This is a genomic window from Wolbachia endosymbiont (group B) of Philonthus cognatus (assembly GCF_947179345.1).
Taxonomy (GTDB): Bacteria; Pseudomonadota; Alphaproteobacteria; order Rickettsiales; family Anaplasmataceae; genus Wolbachia.
The window spans coordinates 38723-61399 of the sequence record NZ_CAMXBG010000001.1 but is presented as its reverse complement, the minus strand read 5'-3'; the positions used below and the strand labels follow the sequence as shown (position 1 = coordinate 61399).

The window sequence follows — 22677 nt, the reverse complement described above, 5'->3', positions numbered from 1 at the left end:
GAATTAATAAACGTAAAATATAATATGTTAGGCGTCATAGAAAAATACGATGAATTTAAAGAGAGTACTCACTTCACCAAACTTAAAGCTGGTGGAAGATTTGCCATTTATGCGCTTGGTATATACTTAGCAGCTACAGTTACTATCGGCTGTTTGGGACTGATAGTGGGGTCTTTCCTCTTAACCTTACCACTTGCTATGCTAATTTTTCATCCTGTAGCTTGGATCTTAATGGGAATAGTGCTTGCAGCGACGTATAAAATGATCGTCGAACCTTTATTTCACTTGGTAAAAGGTTATGTTGATGGAAAAGGAACTGTAAAGGAAGAAAAGAGTCCAAAAGAGCAAAAATTCACAAGAAGTAAATCACTGGATAGTGGACTAGATACTATATCAAGACAAACAAATGATTCGGATAAGAGGGTACGTAGAAATTCCTATTCTCCATCTACAGATAGTGGTATTAGTATCAGCTCAACAAAAAGTGAGCAACCTAAACAAACAAAAGTTGTTCGATGTTATACTGTAGGGGACGGTAACTGCTTTTTCCATGCTGTGTTTGGAGCGAAGAAAGGTGATTCCAGTAAATATAGAGCTGAAAAAGCACAAGAAATGAGATTAGAGTGGCATAAATTTTTAAGTCAATTCAATTCTTTAGATGATGAAAGAATGCCACCTGCTTTAAGAGCTGAATTACGGACAGTTTTTAATATGTTTTTAGACAGGCCAAGAGATCTAACAGATAAGTATAAGGAAATAGAAAAGTTAGCTGAGCACACAAAAAAGAAAATAAAAAAGGTTGAAAAAAAGGTTGAAAAATTGATAAAAAAACTACTTAGTACAGGATTACCTGAAAATGAAGTGAGTAGTAACTTAAGAGAACTTGCTGTTAATAACCTTATCAGCACAAAAAGATATGACAAAAATTATAGTAGCGAAAGTGTGACAAATTCTTTTCTGAATGGCAAATCCATTTATAGATCTTATCTAGAGGCAATTAGTAGTCAAAATTACTTTATTTTCATAGAAGAAATTCCTATCTTAGCTTCGTTGGCAAATATCGAAATCCACCTTCATCCTCATATATCACATAATCAAGGTATATTTAAGCCAAATCCTGAAATGATAAATGAAGGTTATCAACGGAACAACGAACTATGGGGAAATAAAAAACAAGAAACAATATACTTAAAACCTGGTCATTACGAGAGAGCTAAGGTAGTAGAGGCGGAGCCTTCTCTTATAGAGAAAGCAAATTCATTTATGCAAGATGTTATAATTTCAGCTTATAACGGTGTCAAAAATGCATTTTCTAGAGACTAGAAAGCCTGTGTCCCTCCAAATAGGAAATTTGGCTATTGATTCTCCAGTAATTTTAGCTCCGATGTCTGGAGTGACTGATTATCCGTTTAGGAGTATTGTAAAAAAACTTGGTGCAGGTTTGTTAGTCTCAGAAATGATTGCAAGCAGGGCTATGATCATGCAAACTCGCCAGAGCATGCAAAAAGCAAAAGTTGATGAACTAACCGCTGTACAACTTGCTGGTTGTGAGCCTGATATTATGGCGGAAGCTGCAAAGTTAAATGAGGACATGGGTGCGAAAATCATAGATATAAATTTTGGTTGTCCAGTTAAAAAAGTTGTAAACGGTTACGCAGGATCAGCACTTATGCGTGATGAAAAAAAGGCTGCTGAGATAATAGAAGCTGTAGTCAAGGCAGTAAGTGTGCCAGTTACAGTAAAAATGCGTACTGGATGGAATGACGAAAATCGTAATGCTCCGCGCTTGGCAAAAATTGCAGAAGATTTGGGAGCAAAGATGATTACTGTACATGGAAGGACAAGGGCACAGCTTTATAATGGTCAAGCAGATTGGAAATTCGTTAGAAATGTTAAAGAGCAGGTAAAAATTCCAGTTATAGTAAATGGAGATATTAAGAGTTTGAATGATGTTCAAAGTGCACTTAAAGAATCTGGGGCAGATGGAGTAATGATAGGTCGTGGTGCTTACGGCAAACCTTGGCTGATTAATCAAGCAATAAACTTTTTGAGTGGAAATAAAGTTTCTGAGCCAACAGCCTCAGAGAGATTAAGCACAATACTCAAGCATTATGACAGTATTCTTGAGTACTATGGAAGCGATACAGGAATAAAGATGGCCCGCAAACATATAGGATGGTACAGTAGCGGGCTTCAAAACTCATCTGAATTTCGTGTAAGAGTAAATAACATAATAGACAGCACAGAGGTGAAAGAAAATATAATTGATTTTTTTAGTTAAAAACAGATTAAACATACTACCTCATTAGCTACATTCAATTTGACTGATCATAGTGCGATGCCACCACACTCTCTTCTTCATCAGAATGTAATTGATAACTATTATCACTCAGCAATTTTTCGTCATAAGTCTCAATATCAAAATATTTTTCATATTTATCTATATTTTCACAAAGCGAAAGTGCTTTCACCTTATTCATAATCAGACCCGTACCAGCAGGAATTAACCTTCCTACTATAACATTTTCTTTTAACCCACTCAAAGGATCACTCTTTCCGCAAAATGCTGCTTCCGTAAGTACTTTTGTTGTTTCTTGGAAAGAGGCAGCAGAAATAAAGGAATTAGTTTCAAGGCTTGCTCTAGTAATTCCCTGCAGAATAGGAAGATAATGAGCAGGTCGTTTTCCAGAGTTATTCATAGCATCATTTTCTCTATCAATTTCCAGCCTGTCGATATTTTCTCCAATTAAGTACATAGTATCACCAGGATCGGTAATTTCTACTTTTTGTAGCATTTGCTTTAAGATCACTTCTAAATGCTTGTTATCTATGCGCACACCTTGCAATCTATAAACTTGCTGTATTTCAGAAATCATATAGTGTGCTAACGCTTCTAACCCAAGCACACGTAGAATATCATGAAGATCAGGATCGCCATCCATCAATAAATCACCTTTACGCACAAAATCACCTTCATTGACTATTACATGCTTACTTCTTGATACTAAATACTCAACTTGAGAAGCTTGCTCATCTACAGGTTTAATTACTACACTGCGTTTTCCTCTACGGTCTTTTTCAGAGAACGTTACATAGCCATCTATTTCACTAACGATAGCATGCTCTTTAGGACGACGTGCTTCAAATAATTCTATAACCTTAGGCAAGCCACCAGTAATATCACGAGTTCTAACTGACTCTCTCGGCGTTCTTGTGATAACATCACCTGCATGAACCTTTTGGCCATCCTGTACATTAAGCACTGCACCAACTGGTATAAAGTAACATGCTTCCACACCACTTGAAAGTGTTATTACTTTTTCATTATCATCAAGCAGTGCAATACGAGGACGTAAATTAGCTACACCAGAGTGCAATTTCCAATCTTTTACTACTCTATTTGATATTCCTGTAGATTCATCCATCACTTCAGTGATTGAAATTCCATCTTTTAAATCCTGGTAAGATATTGTACCACTCTTTTCCGTAATAATAGGTAGTGTATACGGATCCCATTCCGCAACTTTATCACCAATTTTTACTAACTCACCCTCATTTACATAAAGTTTAGCACCATAAGGCACACTGTGCTTCAATTTTTCACTACCAAGGCTATCAATTAAAACGACTTCACAGGAACGGCTTATCACAATTTTATTTCCGTTTTTATCTATAATTATATTACTATTGTTTAGTTTTATTCTAGCATTAATAGAAGCTATAATATTTGAGGATTCAACACCTCTAGTCATTACCCCACCTATATGGAAAGTACGCATCGTTAACTGAGTACCTGGCTCTCCAACAGATTGAGCAGCGATAACACCAACTGCTTCACCTATTGAAACAATTTTACCAGTTGCAAGGTCTCTTCCATAACACAAAGAACACACACCAGGACTTATTTCACAAGTTAAAGGCGATCTAATTTTTATAGCATCAAGACCTGCAATGTTGATTTGCTTTACTTTATCTTCATCAATTAATTCCCCTGCTTTTAATAATAACTCTTTGGTTACTGGGTTATATATATCATTTGCAGCTGTTCTACCCAGTACAACACTCTCTAGAGATGCAACTATAGTACTACCTTCAACTATAGCTCTTACAATAAGGCCATTTTTCGTTTTACAGTCATGTTTTGTAACTATGCAATTTTGAGATACATCAACCAAGCGACGAGTTAAGTATCCAGAGTTTGCAGTTTTAAGTGCAGTATCAGCTAAACCTTTACGCGCACCGTGAGTAGAATTAAAGTATTCAAATACATTTAATCCTTCGCGAAAATTAGAAATTATAGGTGTTTCTATAATTTCACCAGAAGGTTTGGTCATTAACCCTCGCATTCCTGCTAACTGCTTCATCTGGGAAGTAGAACCTCTTGCACCTGAGCTAACCATCATATATATTGAATTGTACTTACTATTTTCATCATACACAGATATCGCTTTTAACATATCATTCGCTATTATATCTGTGCACTTAGACCACTCATCTATAACTTTATTATACCTCTCACTTTTAGTGATTAGTCCGTCTTGATACTGTGCAGAAAATTTCTTAATTTCACCCCTTGTATAATCAACGTGTGTAGCTTTAGTTTCAGGTATGACCATATCGCAACGACTAAAAGAAGTACCAGAAAATGTAGCATACTCAAAGCCAAGTGTCATAAATTTATCAGAAAATACCACTGTAGCACTTTGACCGCAGCTACGATATACTAAATCAACAATACTAGTTATTTCCTTAACTGTTAATACCTGATTTATTAAATCGAAGCTTAGATTCTCATGTTTAGGAAAAATCTGCCATAATATTAAACGTCCAGGAGTTGTACAAATAGTTTTATACTGAATGTTTCCATCGCTATTGATGTGTTCCATTTTGTACTTTATATGAGAATGAATATGCAGAGTACCGTTGTTTAAGGAATGCTCAACTTCACAAAAAGCACAAAAAAGTGGTAAATCATCCTTCTTAAGTTGCTGTAAAGTTAGGTAGTATATACCAAGCACTATATCTTTACTAGGAACTATAATCGGTCTTCCATTAGAAGGACTTAAAACGTTATTAATTGACATCATCAACACTCTAGCTTCAAGTTGAGCTTCCAATGAAATTGGCACATGTACTGCCATTTGATCACCATCAAAGTCAGCGTTAAATGCTGTACAAACAAGTGGATGAAGCTGTATTGCTTTACCTTCAATAAGGACTGGCTCAAAAGCCTGAATACCAAGCCTGTGTAGCGTAGGCGCTCTATTTAGTAAAACAGGATGCTCTTTTATTACTTCTTCAAGCATATCCCAGACTTCTGGCTTTTCTGCTCTTATTAACTTACTAGCAAATTTAATAGTTGGAGCGATTCCATATATTTTAAGCCTTGAGTAAACAAAAGGCTTGAATAACTCAAGAGCCATTCTTTTCGGTAATCCACACTGATTTAGTTTTAAAGTTGGACCAACAACTATTACAGAACGTCCAGAATAATCTACCCTTTTTCCTAAAAGATTCTGACGGAAACGACCTTGCTTTCCTTTCAGCATATCGCTAATAGACTTTTTATACCCAGTAGCGCCAGCTTTATTTACCAGAGCATTACGACGACTATTATCAAAAAGAGAATCAACTGCCTCTTGTAACATTCTTTTCTCATTACGAATCATAATCTCAGGAGGATTCAAACTTAACAATTTTCTCAATCTATTATTTCTATTAATAATAGTTCTATAATGATGATTTAAATCAGAAACTGCAGGTCGACCACTTTCAAGCGATACCAAGGGACGCAAGTCAGGTGGTAAAATAGGTATAGCTGTAAGTATCATCCACTCAGGTCTGTTTCCAGACTTGATAAAATTTTCAACAATACGTAATCTCTTTATAATTTTCTTTCTTCTCATTTCAGAAGCAACAGACTCTAACTCCTGTCTTAAATTCTTCCTAATTTCATGTAAATCAAGGCGTATTAGCAATTCTCTTATAGCTTCAACACCTTGCATAGCTATAAAGCTATCGACCCCATAGCTATCTTTAGCTTCATTATAAGCTTTCTCACTAATAATTTCACCTTTTTCAAAAGAGGAAACAAGAGGATCTATTACAACATAATTATCACTATACAAAATACTTTCGATATCTCTAAGAGACATATCTAATAATGCTCCAATTCTTGAAGGAAGTGACTTCAAAAACCATATATGAGCAACAGGAGATGCAAGCTCTATATGACCCATTCTTTCTCTTCTTACTTTAGAAGATGTAACTTCTACTCCACATTTTTCGCATATACGGCCCCTATGTCTTCTTTTTTTGTACTTTCCACATAAACATTCATCATCATTGACAGGACCAAAAATTTTAGGACAAAATAATCCACCTTTCTCAACTTTGAATGTACGGTAGTTTGCAGTTGAAACATCTGTTATCTCTCCATAAGACATACGTTTAATACTTTCAGGGCTAGCAATGGAAATGCTAACCTCATTAAAAGATTGCGCGATGTTAGTATGAGATATATCTTCAATTACTATGTCATTTTGCTTCAAATCCACATTAAAACACAAGGAACGCAACTCTTTTATCATGACATTAAAGGATTCAGGAATTCCACATTCAAAGTTACTGTCACCTTTTATTACCGATTCATAAATCTTAACCCTGCCATTAATATCATCAGACTTCACAGTTAACATTTCCTGTAAAGTGTAAGCAGCACCATAGGCTTGCAATGCCCAACATTCCATTTCACCAAAACGCTGACCACCAAAATGAGACTTTCCTCCAAGAGGTTGTTGAGTAACCAAACTATAAGGTCCTACTGAACGCGCATGAATTTTACCATCTACTAAGTGATGCAACTTAAGCATGTACATGTAACCAACTGTAACTTTGCGATCAAACTTCTCACCCGAGCAACCATCATATAATACAACTTGCCCAGAGTTATCCAATCCAGCAAGTTCAAATAGCTTTACTATTTGTTCATCTTTTGGACCTTCAAATACAGGTGCAGTAACAGGAATGCCATCACGCAACTTATACGCAAATTCAATGAGGTGATTATCATTAATATCGCGAATGTTATTACAAATAGATAAATTACTGCCACAACTATAAACCTCAATCAGGAAGTGACGTAAACTACTGTGTGCATCTTTACAAGAGTTGAAATAATTCTCTACTAATGTAGTCAATTCATTATTTAATTCATCCTTATTAGGCGTATCTAAAATAGAAGCCGTTATTTCATCATCATTAATATCCTCAAATTTTTTATTATCAAGATATAATGCTGCAAATTTTTCAAAATCATCATCACTGAGAGATCTAATTGCCTCACAAAAAGCACGTTTGATTTTATTGATCTCATCAAGAATATTGCCTACTTTTTCTCCTAATTTTTTACAAGCCCAACCTACATGCGTTTCCAATATTTGACCTACATTCATTCGCGAAGGAACGCCAAGAGGGTTAAGAATAATATCAATAGGAGTACCATCTTCTAAATAAGGCATATCTTCTACTGGAACAACTCGAGAAATCACACCTTTATTTCCATGTCTACCAGCCATTTTATCCCCTGGCTGCAAACTATGTTTTACAGCAATAAAAACTTTTACTGACATCGACACACCTTGAGGCAGATCATAGCCTTCATGCAATTTTTCTACTTTTCGCTTAAAGTTTGCTATCGCATGTGATACTTTTTCATCAAAATCTTTTTTTAAGCTCTCAACTTGCTTAGAAATAGATTGGTTTTTCAATCCTATATCCCACCATCCCTCACGTTCAATAAAATTAATACTTTCTCGATCTTGAGAGCCAGAATTAATAAGAATTTTTCTTAATTCATCATAGAAATATTGATTAATAACATTGATTATATGGTCTCGTTCTTTCTCAAAGTCGTTTGCCTCTTTTTGTTTAATAAGAAACGCCCTTTCGTTTTCTTCTTCCCCTCTGCGTGTAAAGACCTGCACATCAATCACTATCCCTTCAATATCTGGAGATGTATATAAAGAGGAATCCACACAATCAAATGACTTTTCACCAAAAATTGTCATTAACAATTTTGTCTCAGGAGGCAATGAAAGAGAATGCTTAGGTGTCACTTTCCCCACCAAAATATAACCTGGACCAACTCTTGTACCAACCTTTACTATACCACTATCATCCAAGTGATAAAGATTTTCTTCATTAACACCGGGTATGGCACGAGTTATTTTTTCCGACCCTAAAGGAGTGTCATGTACAACACATTCAAATTCTTCTATATGAATAGAAGTAAATAGATCTTTTTTAACAACTTCACTAGAAATAATGATTGAGTCTTCAAAATTATAACCTTGCCAAGACATAAAAGCGACTAGCAAGTTTTGGCCAAGTGCCAATTCACCGTTATTAATAGCAGGACCATCAGCTATCACATCACCTTCCTTAACACAATCACCTACATGCACCAGTGGTTTCTGGTTAATACAAGTATTATGGTTAGAACGCTGAAATTTTCTTAGATGATAAATATCTACATCCAAGTAGTTAATTCCTCCTTTGTCAAAAGCACGTATAACTATAGAGTTACTATCTGAGCTGTCAACTATGCCACCACGTTTTGCTAAAACTACAGCACCAGAGCCAGAAGCTACGAAAGATTCCATGCCAGTAGCAACCAAAGGAGCAGTAGGCTTCAATAAAGGTACAGCTTGACGCTGCATATTTGAACCCATTAACGCTCTATTAGCATCATCATTTTCTAAAAATGGAATTAAAGAAGCAGCAACCGATATTACCTGCTTAGGAGATAAATCAATGTAACTTACTTGATTACTATTTACCATTACAAAGGTACCAGCATACCTACAGTATAACATATCATCAACAAAGCAGTTGTTCTCATCAAGCTTTGCGCTGGTATCGGCTATATAATATAAACCTTCATCTATAGCAGACAGATACTCAATTTGATCAGTAACAACCTTATTAACTACTTTCCTATAAGGACTTTCAATGAACCCATATTTATTAATACGAGCGTATATAGCTAAGCTGTTAATTAAGCCTATATTCTGCCCCTCAGGAGTTTCAATAGGACAAATTCTTCCGTAATGAGTTGGATGAACATCACGCACTTCAAATCCCGCCCTCTCTCTTGTTAAACCACCAGGACCTAACGCCGACAATCTTCTTTTATGTGTTATTTCAGATAATGGATTAGTCTGATCCATAAATTGAGATAATTGGGAAGAGTTGAAAAAATCTCTTAAGACATTGGTTAACACTTTTGGATTTATAAAATCAGATGGAGAGACTTTATCTAAACTAGAAGTAGACATAGAATCAACTACTGCCCGTCCCAATTTTAATAATCCAGTTCTAAATTGATTTTCTATAAACTCTCCAACTGAACGGACTCTTCTATTTGCTAAATGATCAATATCATCTACAGATCCTTGACCATCACGTAACAATACTATTTTTCTTATAATTTCAATAATGTCTTCATGTGTTAAAGTAGTTAAATTTTCCTCATAATTTAACCCAAGGCAAGAGTTAAGTTTTAATCTACCAATGTTAGACAAATCATAATATTCCGAACTGAAGAAAAGATTACGAAAAAACTCCTCTACTATCTTTAAAACAGGAACTTCACCAGGACGCAAAACCTTATATATTTCATATAGAGCGTTCTCATAAGACATGTTTTCATCTAAGAAAAGTGTGTTTAATATGTAAGGTCCAACAGAAACATTATCTATGTTCAACACTGATATTTTATCTATAGATAATAATTCAAGCTTTTTTATATCCTCTAATCTTATAGATTCACCAGCAGATAAGACTTTTGTAGAACTAGCACTATCTATTAAATCTTCTGCAAGAAATAAACCACATATAGAATCATAAGGAATTAGATACTCTTTCAATCCGTTATCATATAGATTTTTAGCTAATTTTGAAGTAATACGAACATTAGCTTTAAGTAACACATTGCCTTCAACATTCTTTAAATCAAAAGGAAGCCTCACTCCCTTGAATTTATCAGGGGAAAAAGGTACTCTCCAGCCACTTTTATGTTTTATATACTCTATTTTTTCATAAAATTTATTAAGTATGTCATTATTTGGTAAGCCCAAAGCCTTTAATAAAACTGATATTGGCAACTTTCTCTTTCTATCAATACGAAAATACAAATGATCTTTAACATCAAACTCAATATCAAGCCAAGAACCTCTATAAGGAATAACTCTAGCAGAATAGATTAATTTGCCAGAATTGTAAGTTTTTCCCTTATCACTATCAAAAAACACTCCAGGAGATCTATGCATTTGTGAAACGATAACTTTCTCTACGCCATTGATGATGAAAGTACCTTTATCAGTCATCATAGGCAGTTCACAAAAGCGAACCTCCTGCTCTTCAGCAGATTTTATAACAGTTGCAAGCTTAGAATGATCATCATCTTCTTTAATCTCTTGATATTTTTCAAGAGAAACACCATCCTGCATAATAACAAGACGTATAGAAGCAATAACCTGAGCAGAAAAAGTTATACCACGTTTTATACATTCAGATTCACTATACTTAAGATCATCTACCCTACAATTCAAAAATTCGATAGTAGCCCTATGCAAAGGATCAGATATTGGAAAAATTGTATGAAAGATAGCTTCAAGTCTTTCATTACTCTCATTATTAGGAGTAAAGGAATTATATGACCCCTTTTGGACTTTAACCAAATCCAACAAAGAATCTTTTAAATCAATCGACCTGGAATAAGAAACTCTAGGAACAAAAGCACTAGAAGCACACATATAAGAAGAATCAACCATTAAAATACCTTCACTAATTAAAAGAGCTATATCAACATAAAATTAATATACTAACATTTTATTCAAGCTCAACTTTAGTTGCTCCTGCTTCAATAAGTTTTTGCTTTATTTTTTCTGCTTCGTCTTTAGAAACATTAGCAGTCAAATCTTTGGGTAAAGACTCAACTAATTCTTTCGCTTCTTTTAAATTCAATGTAGAATTAACTTCTCTAATAGCTTTAATCACTCCTATTTTTTTGCTTGCATCAATCTCTTTGATTACAACTTTATATTCAGCTTTTTCTTGAGCAACAGGAGCATTAGCATTATCACTAATAGGCACCCCAGCACCAACAGCTCCACCAAGAAAAGAACCACTAGGCAACCCTATTTTTTCTTCTAGAACTTTTACAAGTTCAGAAGCTTCTAATAGATTTAAAGATAATATTTTATCAACCAAATCACTTGTTACATTATTCATACTGACCACCTTATTTAACAACAAATTTATTTTTTAGAACTATAGTAATCCAAAACTCTCATAAGCCTCATAGAAGATGAATTAATAGACAATGCTAACCGAGCAGGAATATCATAAGATATTAAACGCATAATTTTAACACGTAATTCATCCAGAGAGGGAAGCTTAGCCAATTTATTAACATCTTCCACTGTTAATAATTCATTTATATGAGCCGCACAAATCACAGACATTTTTTCTTTGTTAGCATTAATAAAATCAACTATTAACTTTGCAGCTTCTACTATAGCGCTAGAGTATATAATAGCAACAGAACCAGAAAATTTACCTGATAAATAAGAAAATTTACCAGTCCTTTCCAAAGCCAAGCAAGCTAGAGTATTTTTAACTACTAACATCCCACCCATTACAGATTTTAGACTATTCCTAAGAATTAATGAATTGCTAACATTCATAGACTTGAAATTTACCAATATTAAGAAATCATTATTTACAAACACATTCATTATGTTTTGTATAAATTCATCCTTATCTTTACGCTTCACAATTTCGCTCCCTTAAATTATATCTTCTACTTTGTTTATTTTATGAGCTTTACCCATAGTTGAATTTAAAAAAACGCTTTTAAAGTAAACTCCTTTCACAGAAGCAGGTTTATTGTCTCTAATTACTTTAAGAAAGGCTTTTAAATTTTCCAGCAAATCATCAATATCAAATTTAGTACTTCCTAATTTACCATGAATAACCCCATTTTTATCCGTCCTGAATTTTATTTGACCAGACTTAATGGTTTTAGTAGCTTCCGCAATGTTAGAAGTCACAGTACCAAATTTAGGGTTAGGCATCAACCCTTTAGCACCCAATACTTTTGCAATAGGAGTGATTTTTCCCATGAAATCAGGAGTAGTGATGCACCAATCAACATTCAACTTTCTACCTTTTTTTATCTCTTCAACTAAATCTTCTCCTCCTGTAATATCAGCACCAGCTTTTTCAGCTTCTAATAAATGTTTATCTTGAGCAAAAACAGCTACTTTAATATTCTTTCCGATACCTTTAGGCAAAACTACTGTACCACGCACTTGCTCTTCAGATTTACGTGAATCTACACCTAAATTGACTGCGATATCAACTGATTCATTAAATTTTGCTGAAGCAGACTCAACAATCTTCTCCAAACACTGCTTAAAATTATCATTATATGTACTCATTTACCTAACCTTCCACAACTTCTATACCCATAGATTTTGCAGTGCCTATAACCATCTTCACTGCTGAATCTTCATTATCCACTTTCATATCAACCATCTTACACTTTGCCACTTTAATGATAGCAGACATAGATAATTTAGCCACTAATTCTTTACCAGAATTACCAGAACCTTTACTTAATTTAGCTTCCTGCTTAAGCAAATAAGCCACAGGCGGACCGCTGACAGTAAAATCATGAGAGCGATCATCCTTTATGGAAATTCTCACTGTTACTAAATCACCTACTTTATAACTAGCGTTAGCAGCGCTAGTAGCTTTATTAAAAGCTTCACAAAATTTAGGAACAGGTATACCACGCGGGCCAAGTACTGAAGCAATTTTCGGTCCTGGAACTGCTTTTCCAGCTTCCATAAGCAAGTTAATCTTAGCAACTACATTACTCATAATTAATCCTCTATTTTCTCTACTTGAGCCAAATCAAGCTCTATTATTGTTGGCTTACCTAAGATTGATACTTCAACATTAATAATTTTTTTCTCATCATTTACCATATCTACCTTACCAGTAAAATTTTGAAAAAGACCATCATTAATTTTTACTTTTTCACCTTTCTCATAACCATAACTCAACTTTTTCGTTTCTTGAGCATTGTAAAGCGCACTACACATTGAGCGAATCTCATTATCCTCAATCACCTTTGGAACATTACCATTTTTCAAAAATCCATAAACCTTAAGAGATTTTGGTATATTATTAATAAAATTTAATACCTCATCGCATAAATTCATGTATAAAAAGACATAACCAGGAAAGGACTTCCTTCGTTTAGCATTTTTTTTAGATTTTAAATCCATCTCACTTAATTCTTCACAAGGAATAAAAACCCTATTAAAATAATTATTAATATTCAATCTCATAGAATTTTCTAATATATATTGGCGCACTTTCTCTTCATAATTAGAGGCAACTCTTAAAATGTACCACTTATATCTATTAAATTCCTTACGTTTTAAAATTACCTCATCATCTGAAATCATCTCAAAATGACCAGACTCATCACCACAAAACCCAGTCATTTGATTCAAAATATTTTTACTTTCATCACACAGATGCATACATATATATACTTCACATAACTCTTTTATATCAGATTTTACATCACATACTGTCTGATAAGGAATAAACACCTCCTTAAAGTAAACAGTATTGGTTGCCAACTCGCATATATCCTTCTCATACCCGTAATCGACTTTAATGATATACCATTTATACTTATATTCCATAAATAATTCCAAATAAAGTCTTAATTACGTAAAGAGACATAAAATCTACGAAGCAAAAGAAAATCGAAAAGCATAATATAACAGTTATTACAATAAACAAAGATGACAATACCTGCTGTTTTTTTATCCAAGCAATTCTCCTTATTTCTTGCTTTATATCGCAAAAAAAAACATACAGGTTTTTTAACATTTCTACCATAATATTAATGCAGGAGCGATAGGAATTGAACCTACAACCTCTGGTTTTGGAGACCAGCGCTCTACCAATTGAGCTACACTCCTATAATTCAAAGTTTACTCTAAAATTTCCGAAACAACGCCAGAACCAACAGTTCTACCACCTTCTCTTATCGCAAAACGTAATCCTTTATCCATTGCTATTGGTACTTTCAACTCCACTTCTATACTTACATTGTCCCCTGGCATTACCATCTCCTTTCCATCTAGCAATTTTATGCTCCCAGTTACATCCGTTGTCCTTAAATAAAACTGTGGCTGATAATTTCCAAAAAATGGTGTATGCCTTCCTCCTTCTTCTTTCTTCAATATATACACCTCCGCATTAAATTTCTTATGCGGGGTTATTGTCCCTGGTTTTGCCAATACTTGCCCTCTCTCCACTTCTTCTCTCTTTGTTCCTCTTAGTAGTATTCCCACATTGAGTCCTGCACTTCCCTTATCTAGCAACTTCTTAAACATCTCAACACCAGTACATATCGTCTTTTGCGTCGCTTTCAGACCTATTATCTCTATCTCATCCCCTGTCTTTATCTCCCCCTTCTCTATTCTTCCTGTTACTACCGTTCCTCGGCCCGATATTGAAAATACATCTTCTATTGGCAATAAAAACGGCAAATCTATAGGCCTTTCAGGTGCTACCACATACTCATCTAACTTCTCCATCAATTTATCTATTGATTTCTTTCCATACTCACTACTATCATCCTCTAATGCTTTTAACGCAGACCCAACTATCACAGGCACTTCATCACCTGGAAATTTATACTTACTCAGCAACTCTCTCACTTCCATTTCCACCAAATCTATCATATCAGCATCAGCAACATCAGCTTTATTTATATATACCACGATATATCCAACACCCACCTGTTTTGCCAGCAATATATGCTCTCTCGTTTGTGGCATCGGCCCATCAACCCCTGAGACTACCAATATCGCTGCATCCATCTGTGCTGCACCTACTATCATATTCTTTACATAATCAGCATGTCCAGGGCAATCAACGTGTGCATAGTGTCTCTTTTCTGTTTGATATTCAACATGCGCTGTTGCTATTGTTATCCCTCTCTTTCTTTCTTCTGGCGCTTTATCTATTTGATCATATGCTACAAAATTACCATAATGCTTTGTTATCGCCGCTGTTAACGTTGTCTTCCCATGATCCACATGTCCTATCGTTCCCACGTTTACATGCGGCTTTCCAAATGCTTCTACTATCGCTGTCATAATTACTAACCTTTAATTATACTTTAACTTTAACTCATCAACCACATATTGTGGCACTTGTTCATAACAAGAAAAATGCATACTATACTGAGCTCTTCCCTGAGATATAGAACGCAAAACATTTATATAACCAAACATATTTGCAAGAGGAACCGAAGCAGTAATTATTTTGCTATTATTACCTAAATCCAGCATATCAACAACACTGCCTCTTCTACTATTTATATCACCCATAACATCACCCATATATTCTTCAGGAGTAATGATTTCCACTTTCATTATAGGTTCTAGCATTTTTGGACCAGCTTTATTTGCCATTTCCTTAAAAGCACCTTTAGCAGCAAGTTCAAAGGCCAAAGGACTAGAATCAACATCATGAAAAGCACCATCAAGAAGAGTAGCCTTAAAATCAATCAATGGAAAGCCGGAAATTATACCACCTTCTTTTATCAACTCTAAGCCATTTTGCACTCCAGGTATATACTCTTTTGGAATAGCACCGCCTACAATTTTACTTTCAAACTGAAAGCCAAAACCAGGCTCAAGAGGTTCGAATTTTATTTTAACTTTAGCAAACTGACCAGCACCACCTGATTGTTTTTTATGAGTGTAATCAATTTCAACAGATTTAGTGATAGTTTCACGATATGCAACTTGAGGCGCACCAACGTTAGCTTCAACATTAAACTCGCGCTTCATTCTATCAATAATAATCTCAAGATGCAGCTCACCCATACCTTTCAATATAGTCTGCCCACTCTCCGCATTTACTGACATCCTTAAAGAAGGATCTTCTGCAACCAATCTATTCAAAGCAACACCTAATTTTTCCTGATCTGAGGTGGTTTTCGGTTCTATAGCAGTTTCAATAACAGGATCAGGAAATTCCATACGCTCTAATAGTATAGGAAAATCAGATGAACATAAAGTATCACCAGTAATTGTTTTCTTTAATCCAACCAAGGCAACTATATCACCAACTTTAGCTTCGTTTATATCTTCTCTGTTATTTGCATGCATAAGCAACATTCTACCAATTCCTTCAGTCTCATTTTTTCCAGCATTTAACACAGCAGATTTAGATTTTAACTTACCGGAATAAATACGAATAAACGTCAAGCTACCTACAAATTTATCCGTCATCACTTTAAACGCAAGAGCAACGAATTTCTCTTTTTCTGAAGGTTTGATCTCAATTTTCTTTTCTGAATCTTTAGGATCAGTTCCAATAATTACATCAACATCAATAGGAGAGGGTAAAAAATCAACCACACCATCTAAAAGTGATTGCACGCCTTTGTTTTTAAAAGCTGACCCACATAATACAGGGACAAATTTTCCTTTAATGGTCCCGCTTCTCACACACTTTTTCAATAAATCAATTGGCAGATTGTTAGATTCAAAGTAAGTATTTATCGCCTCATCATCCATTTCAGCTGCAGCATCTAATAAAAGATTTCGATACTCTTGAGCCTTATCAAGCAAATCAGAAGGAATATCTTCATAAGAAAATTTAGCGCCTAATGTTTCTTCTTGCCATATAATAGCTTTCATAGAAATAAGATCGATTATGCCTTTAAAATCTTTCTCACTTCCTATTGGCAACTGAATAACTAAAGGTGATGCGCCAAGCTTCGTTTTTATCATATCGACACATCGATAAAAATTTGCCCCGATTCTATCCATTTTATTAACAAAGCAGATACGAGGAACGGTATATTTATCAGCTTGACGCCAAACTGTCTCAGACTGAGGCTCAACTCCAGCAACTCCATCAAATACAGCAACCGCACCATCCAAAACCCTCAAAGATCTCTCAACTTCAATAGTGAAGTCAACATGACCAGGAGTATCTATTATATTAATCCTATGATCATTCCAAAAACATGTTGTTGCAGCAGAGGTAATTGTAATGCCACGCTCCTTCTCTTGCTCCATCCAATCCATAGAAGCTGCACCATCGTGCACTTCACCAATCCTATTTTGTTTACCAGTATAAAATAAAATACGCTCTGTTGTGGTGGTCTTGCCAGCATCTATATGAGCCATTATTCCTATATTTCTATACCTAGATATTAAAACTTCCATACCACAATCAATCAGCTAATATTAAAAACGAAGATGAGAAAATGCCTTATTAGCTTCAGCCATTTTATACTTTTCTTCACACATCTTAAATGCACCACCAGATTTATTATAAGCATCTAATATTTCAGACTGCAAACAATAAGCAGTAGTTCTACCGCTCTTTTTTCGAGCAGAAGAAGTTGCTCTAGCAATCCACCTTAATGCCAAAGAAATTGCTCTATCTTGACGAATTTCAACAGGGACTTGATAAGTTGCACCACCAATACGCCGAGAGCGTACTTCTATAGAAGGGGTAACATTTTCTACTGCTGTTTCAAAAATTGATAAGGCATCTTTGCCTATTTTCTTTTCAGCTAAGGACAAAGCACTATAAGCAATCTTTTCTGCAATAGATTTTTTACCACATTTCATAATTATATTAATAAAACGCATAAGCAAGACACTACCATAACGAGAGTCAGGGCTTGTTCTTTTTTTTGCTTTATTACGACGTGCCATAAATTTTAACCAGATTTCTTTACACCATATTTTGAACGAGCTTTCTTTCGATTTTGCACGCCACGTAGATCAAGAGCACCTCTTATTATGTGATAACGTACACCCGGCAAATCCTTAACTCGCCCACCACGTATTAAAACAGCGGAATGCTCTTGTAAATTATGACCTTCGCCAGGTATATAAGCCGTCACTTCACCGTATCCACTAATCTTTACTCTAGCTACCTTACGTAGTGCTGAATTAGGCTTTCTAGGAGTTGTAGTATATACCTTAGTGCAAACACCCCTTCTTTGAGGATTGCATTTTCCCAAAGCTGGCACCTTCTTCTTGCGCGTTAACCCTGATCTACCTTTACATATTAATTGATTTATCGTAGGCATATACTGTAAACTTAAAACTCTAAAAATAACTAAGTCTTAGTTATAAAATAATAAACCTCAATAGTCAATATAAAAATAAACATTACTACTCTAATAATCTCAGCCTAATTGCTTTGAAAGCTACTGATAATTATATGCTAAAGCGCATATTGGTTTTAATATTAAGAAATTATCACTTGCTGTGGTCGAATTAATATAGATATGGAACAAGTAATATACTATGATGGCTATCAAAGAATATGCAGAAAATAATGCTTATAATAGAGCCAAGAGCTTCTAACATTAATGCAAAAATACCAACCGAACTAACCGAATTACCAGTAAAGCCGGATGATTTTTACAATCCTACTCTTGAACTTAGATTTAATGCAGCTACCCTAAGTTCAAAATTCTATACTCAATTTTGCTGTTCTTGCATACAAGGAACACGTTTTTAGAATAATGAAAACAATCAGCGCTTTAATTAAAGAAGGGTCAAAGCTACTATCATCACATAGAATTGAATCACCACATTTGGATTGTGAAATCATCATGCAGTACGTACTTGGAGTAGAAAGATCATTCACAATCATGAATCACATCAATCAGGTACCAAGAAACAAAGAACTTCTATTCTGGAAATTAACAAAAAAAAGAGCAGAAAGATATCCAATATCGCAAATAATAGGTAATCGTGAATTCTGGAGTAAAAATTTTATAGTTAACCAACATGTTCTAGATCCAAGGCCAGATAGTGAGACAGTAATTTCAACAGTGTTAAAATATTACCAAAATAAGAAGCAAAAAATAAAAATTGCAGATTTTGGCACAGGCACAGGCTGTTTGTTGATCTCCGTACTTAGTGAGTATGAATATGCTATTGGAGTTGGTTTTGAAAAAAGCCTGGAAGCATACAAAATTACCTGCCAGAACACAAAGAAACATAATCTTCTCAACAGAGCTAAAATATTTCCAAATTCGTGGACAGAATGCAGAGATTTATTTGATCTCATAATAAGCAATCCTCCATATATTAAAAGAAGTAAGTTAAAAGATCTGCAAGCTGAAGTGCAAAAAGAGCCAAGAATTGCTCTTGATGGTGGTATCGATGGATTGAGCTGTTACCTGAGTATTTTTCCAATATTGAAAAAGCGCCTTAAAAAAGATGGGTTTGCGATATTGGAAATAGGCGAAGATCAAAGCAATATTGACAAAATAATACCCTTATATGGACTGGTTTTTCAGGAATACGTATACGACTTGGCTGGAATGAAAAGATGCATTGTTGTAAAGCAAGATAAAGAACATGACTAGTAGAACGCTAGCTTTCTAAGAACCCGTTCATAATCTCAAGAAAGGCATAAAGTAAGAAATAGAGTGTATAAATTAGGATATATGAGGAGTGTATACCCAAGTGACATAAGTCGAGAGAAGTTTGAGATTATTTCACCAGATCTGGAGTCTTGTGGAAAAAACAAAACCAAGAAAACTTGATTTGTATGATATATTTGCGGAGTGTTGTAAGCCCTAAAAAGTGGTTATCAGTGGAGGATGCTACCAAAAGAGTTTCCAAAATGGCCAAATTGTTATGATTATTTCAAAAATGGAGTGAAAAAGTAAAAGGAAATAAAAAAAAGTATTTTGGAGTGCATGTTAAAAAAAATAGTTAGTGTGGTCCGACAAAACAATGTTTGGAAAGAAAAAAATCAGCTTTTGCATGATTGACACTCAGAGTGTAAAGAACGCAGACACTGATGAAGAAAAAGGCTATGACGCTGGTAAAAAAATCTCAGGAATAAAACGCCATATCGCACAAGATATAGATGTTTGCTATTTATTCTTAAGCTTGGGAGTGTTAAATAGCATTTTACTTTTTTTAGTATGTAGAGATTTTCTAGGAATTATTCTATTGAATTCTATGATATTATTTTTTGTAACATTGTTATACATACCATAAGAATGAACTGACGAAATTTGTAAAGGAGTTTTATGGCTTAGCTACATGGTACTAACACTCAAGTAAATTTTCATCAATGACGCAATTTGCTATGTCTATATCTCACATAGCTTACAACTTGCTTTACTCCTTTTACTTTTCTTGCAATTGCTATTACAGCTTTTAATTCCGCCTTATTTTGAGCTATACCCATCAAATAAACGACTCTATCAACTGTATTAACGCTATAATTAATTGATTTAATATTTCTTTTTCCCAGAAGCCTCGTGCTTATCTCTGCTGTTATCATACCATCTACAGTAACATCTAGCATAGAAGCCATTTTAATTGGTGTGACTCTTATTTCATTTATCACTTCTTTAATCTCTTTTTGCTGCCAAGCTATTTTCTCTGCTGTGAGTTGCTTTTCATGATTATCAACATTTCCAATGAGTAATACTCTTCCTTCACTCACTTTAACTTTTATAGATGAGAACAGTCCGTGTTTTAAGAGTCCCTTATTGATTCTTATTACTATAGTTGTATCATCAATAATGTTTCCCAAGGATTTATCTTGCATTGTTATTGCTGTAGCCGCTGCAGTTGCTGTTACCACTATACCACTCACAAGAGTCGTACAGCCACTCTGTGTAATCAGAAAAATTGCGAGTAAGAAGCTTGCTATTAATCTCATTATTAATTTCCAGAGTTTAGAGCTTTGATTAAAGAATATTAATAAGCTTTTTTTATTGTGTAAATACTATAAATTGAATAGGCCTTGAATATTTCTAAGACAGTACTTATCTCAATAATGTTAGTTAAAGTAATTCAGGCTTAGATTCATAGTGGAGTTAACCAGTATTATAAGTTCAGTCTGTGGTACTAAAATCTAATCTTTAAATTGCATAAGATGACAGAAGTGGTTATCTATAAGTTAATGAAGGGTTCTTGCGGATATGGCGAAATTGGTAGACGTGCCAGGTTTAGGTCCTGGTGAGCTTGCTCGTGGGGGTTCAAGTCCCTCTATCCGCACTTAAAGTCATGTAACTCAGGTTTTAAGAGAAAATTTATAATCACTAAGTACACTTTTGTTTGTATAAGAACCTGTTCTTAAGGATTGTATTTAACTTAAATTCTGTTAAAATGGCTTTATTAAAACATAAATAAAATATTGATAACAGGTTGTAATGTCTAGTAATATAACTCAAAATGCAGTCGAAGCAGATACATTAAGTAATATATATACCTATAAGGAACTTAGTGTAGATAAACTAAAGTATGAGTATGAAATCATAGTTAGTAGTGATTATATAGAACAAAAGATAAACTCTAGATTACAAGAAATAGCGAAGGATGCAAAATTGCCTGGATTTAGATCCGGAAAGATGCCTTACGATCTTGTTGTTACAAATTATAAAAACGAAGCTTTGGAATATGTGATAAAAGATACGATTGACTATTGCTCAAGTGATTTAATGAAAAAAATCGAAGTTAAGTCTCACATCCATCCTAAGGTTGATATTATGTCATTACCAAACCTGGATAAAAAGGATGAAAAAGGCGACTTTCTGTACAAATTATCTTTTGAATCGATGCCAAAAGTGCCAGTAATAGATCTTGATAAAATAAATTTGAAGAAAGTTAAGGCAAAAATCAAAGAGGGAGACATAAAAGAATTTATTGATTCTATAAAAACAAAATTTCCTAACTTTGTCTCTGTTGATGATGCTTCTTATCAAGCAAAAAACGAGGATAAACTGATAATTGACTTTGAAGGGCGAATTAGAAATAAGCTCTTTCAAGGTGGAAGTGGCAAAAATTTTACTGTTAATTTAGGATCTGGAACATTTATAAATGGTTTTGAAGATCAATTAATTGGCATGAAAAAAGGGGAAACAAAAAGCTTTAAGTTGAGATTTCCTGAAGATTACCAGGTAATTTCCCTTGCGGGGCAGGAGGCTGCTTTTTCTGTTCGAGTTAATGATATTCAGATTGCCGAAGATTTGCAAAGTGATAATGAAATAGCTAGGAGAATTGGTTTTGAAGATCATTCTTCGCTAATAAATCATGTAAAAGAAGTAATTGATAATCAGTGTAAAGAAATGGGAGATCTCTTAATTAAGAAAGAGCTATTTGATTGTTTGGATGCTAGTTATAGTTTTGATTTGCCTATAGAAGTAGTAAAACAGGAACAGCAGAGAGTGGAAAGAGAGTTGAATGCTAAAGATGATTCTTGTAAAGAAGCTGAAAGACGTGTAAAGCTTGCAATGCTATTTATGGAGTTCAGTAAAGAACATGAAATATCATTAACTCAAAGTGATATTATGAATGTTATTGTAAATCAATATGTCAGTAAAGATGTATCATTTGACAGAGTATTTAAACATTTTAAATCAGACGGACAATTTCAGGAATTAGTTAGAGGGCAAGCGCTTGAGTATAAAGTGACAGATTATATGATAGAAAAAGCTAATAAAAAAGAACAGATTGTTTCTGTGAAAGAATTAAAGGAATTATTTGATAATATTTGATAGGAAAA

General features: G+C 34.4%; 17 protein-coding genes and 2 tRNA genes. 6 read left to right on the top strand and 13 right to left on the bottom strand.

Annotated elements, in window-relative coordinates; genetic code table 11:
- The first annotated feature begins 24 nt into the window (after positions 1 to 24).
- Positions 25 to 1323, top strand: coding sequence for an OTU domain-containing protein (locus ONG78_RS00295; protein ID WP_264377408.1), 1299 nt, complete (start codon positions 25 to 27; stop codon positions 1321 to 1323).
- Positions 1304 to 2281, top strand: a complete 978-nt coding sequence (gene dusB / locus ONG78_RS00290; protein ID WP_405197772.1) for a tRNA dihydrouridine synthase DusB — start codon at positions 1304 to 1306, stop codon at positions 2279 to 2281. Before ONG78_RS00295 ends, dusB begins: the two co-directional genes overlap by 20 nt.
- Before the next feature lie 34 nt (positions 2282 to 2315).
- On the opposite strand, the gene ONG78_RS00285 is transcribed toward dusB, so the two are convergent.
- The 12 genes from ONG78_RS00285 to rpsL all read right to left on the bottom strand — a co-directional run bounded on the left by ONG78_RS00285 (position 2316) and on the right by rpsL (position 18223).
- Entirely contained in the window at positions 2316 to 10835 is an 8520-nt protein-coding gene (locus ONG78_RS00285) for a DNA-directed RNA polymerase subunit beta/beta' (protein ID WP_264377407.1), read from the bottom strand.
- Positions 10836 to 10893: 58 nt separating this feature from the next.
- On the bottom strand, positions 10894 to 11295 hold the full coding sequence (rplL, locus tag ONG78_RS00280; RefSeq protein WP_007301986.1) for a 50S ribosomal protein L7/L12: 402 nt from the start codon (positions 11293 to 11295) through the stop codon (positions 10894 to 10896).
- Between the two features lie 26 nt (positions 11296 to 11321).
- On the bottom strand, positions 11322 to 11840 hold the full coding sequence (gene rplJ / locus ONG78_RS00275) for a 50S ribosomal protein L10 (RefSeq protein WP_007301987.1): 519 nt from the start codon (positions 11838 to 11840) through the stop codon (positions 11322 to 11324).
- A 12-nt stretch (positions 11841 to 11852) separates the two neighbouring features.
- Positions 11853 to 12506, bottom strand: a complete 654-nt coding sequence (gene rplA / locus ONG78_RS00270) for a 50S ribosomal protein L1 (protein ID WP_264377406.1) — start codon at positions 12504 to 12506, stop codon at positions 11853 to 11855.
- 4 nt (positions 12507 to 12510) lie between these two features.
- Positions 12511 to 12951, bottom strand: a complete 441-nt coding sequence (locus ONG78_RS00265; protein ID WP_010406829.1) for a 50S ribosomal protein L11 — start codon at positions 12949 to 12951, stop codon at positions 12511 to 12513.
- Between the two features lie 2 nt (positions 12952 to 12953).
- Complete coding sequence (gene nusG, locus ONG78_RS00260) at positions 12954 to 13790, bottom strand: transcription termination/antitermination protein NusG (RefSeq protein ID WP_052264680.1); 837 nt, start codon at positions 13788 to 13790, stop codon at positions 12954 to 12956.
- Positions 13780 to 13980 carry a preprotein translocase subunit SecE gene (gene secE / locus ONG78_RS00255; protein ID WP_007301991.1) on the bottom strand — a complete coding sequence of 67 codons (201 nt, stop codon included), beginning with the start codon at positions 13978 to 13980 and terminating at the stop codon, positions 13780 to 13782. The genes nusG and secE overlap by 11 nt, the downstream gene beginning before the upstream one ends.
- A 19-nt stretch (positions 13981 to 13999) precedes the next feature.
- Positions 14000 to 14072, bottom strand: a tRNA-Trp gene (locus ONG78_RS00250).
- 12 nt (positions 14073 to 14084) lie between these two features.
- Complete coding sequence (gene tuf, locus ONG78_RS00245) at positions 14085 to 15257, bottom strand: elongation factor Tu (RefSeq protein ID WP_264374619.1); 1173 nt, start codon at positions 15255 to 15257, stop codon at positions 14085 to 14087.
- 12 nt (positions 15258 to 15269) lie between these two features.
- Entirely contained in the window at positions 15270 to 17345 is a 2076-nt protein-coding gene (fusA, locus tag ONG78_RS00240; RefSeq protein ID WP_264374992.1) for an elongation factor G, read from the bottom strand.
- Between the two features lie 21 nt (positions 17346 to 17366).
- Complete coding sequence (rpsG, locus tag ONG78_RS00235; protein ID WP_264374993.1) at positions 17367 to 17843, bottom strand: 30S ribosomal protein S7; 477 nt, start codon at positions 17841 to 17843, stop codon at positions 17367 to 17369.
- 5 nt (positions 17844 to 17848) lie between these two features.
- The gene (gene rpsL, locus ONG78_RS00230) at positions 17849 to 18223 is read right to left on the bottom strand and encodes a 30S ribosomal protein S12 (protein WP_264374994.1); all 375 of its coding nucleotides are present in this window, start codon (positions 18221 to 18223) and stop codon (positions 17849 to 17851) included.
- Between the two features lie 441 nt (positions 18224 to 18664).
- On the opposite strand from rpsL, the gene prmC reads away from it, so the two are divergent.
- Both prmC and ONG78_RS00220 read left to right on the top strand, forming a co-directional pair.
- Entirely contained in the window at positions 18665 to 19516 is an 852-nt protein-coding gene (prmC, locus tag ONG78_RS00225) for a peptide chain release factor N(5)-glutamine methyltransferase (protein WP_264377405.1), read from the top strand.
- A 403-nt stretch (positions 19517 to 19919) separates the two neighbouring features.
- The gene (locus ONG78_RS00220; protein ID WP_264377404.1) at positions 19920 to 20159 is read left to right on the top strand and encodes a hypothetical protein; all 240 of its coding nucleotides are present in this window, start codon (positions 19920 to 19922) and stop codon (positions 20157 to 20159) included.
- 73 nt (positions 20160 to 20232) lie between these two features.
- On the opposite strand, the gene ONG78_RS00215 is transcribed toward ONG78_RS00220, so the two are convergent.
- The gene (locus ONG78_RS00215) at positions 20233 to 20832 is read right to left on the bottom strand and encodes a BON domain-containing protein (RefSeq protein ID WP_010406846.1); all 600 of its coding nucleotides are present in this window, start codon (positions 20830 to 20832) and stop codon (positions 20233 to 20235) included.
- Between the two features lie 256 nt (positions 20833 to 21088).
- On the opposite strand from ONG78_RS00215, the gene ONG78_RS00210 reads away from it, so the two are divergent.
- Positions 21089 to 21170: transfer RNA gene (locus tag ONG78_RS00210), tRNA-Leu, on the top strand.
- A gap of 155 nt (positions 21171 to 21325) precedes the next feature.
- Positions 21326 to 22669: a trigger factor gene (gene tig / locus ONG78_RS00205; protein ID WP_264377403.1), complete on the top strand. Its 1344-nt coding sequence runs from the start codon at positions 21326 to 21328 to the stop codon at positions 22667 to 22669.
- The last annotated feature ends 8 nt before the right edge of the window (positions 22670 to 22677 follow it).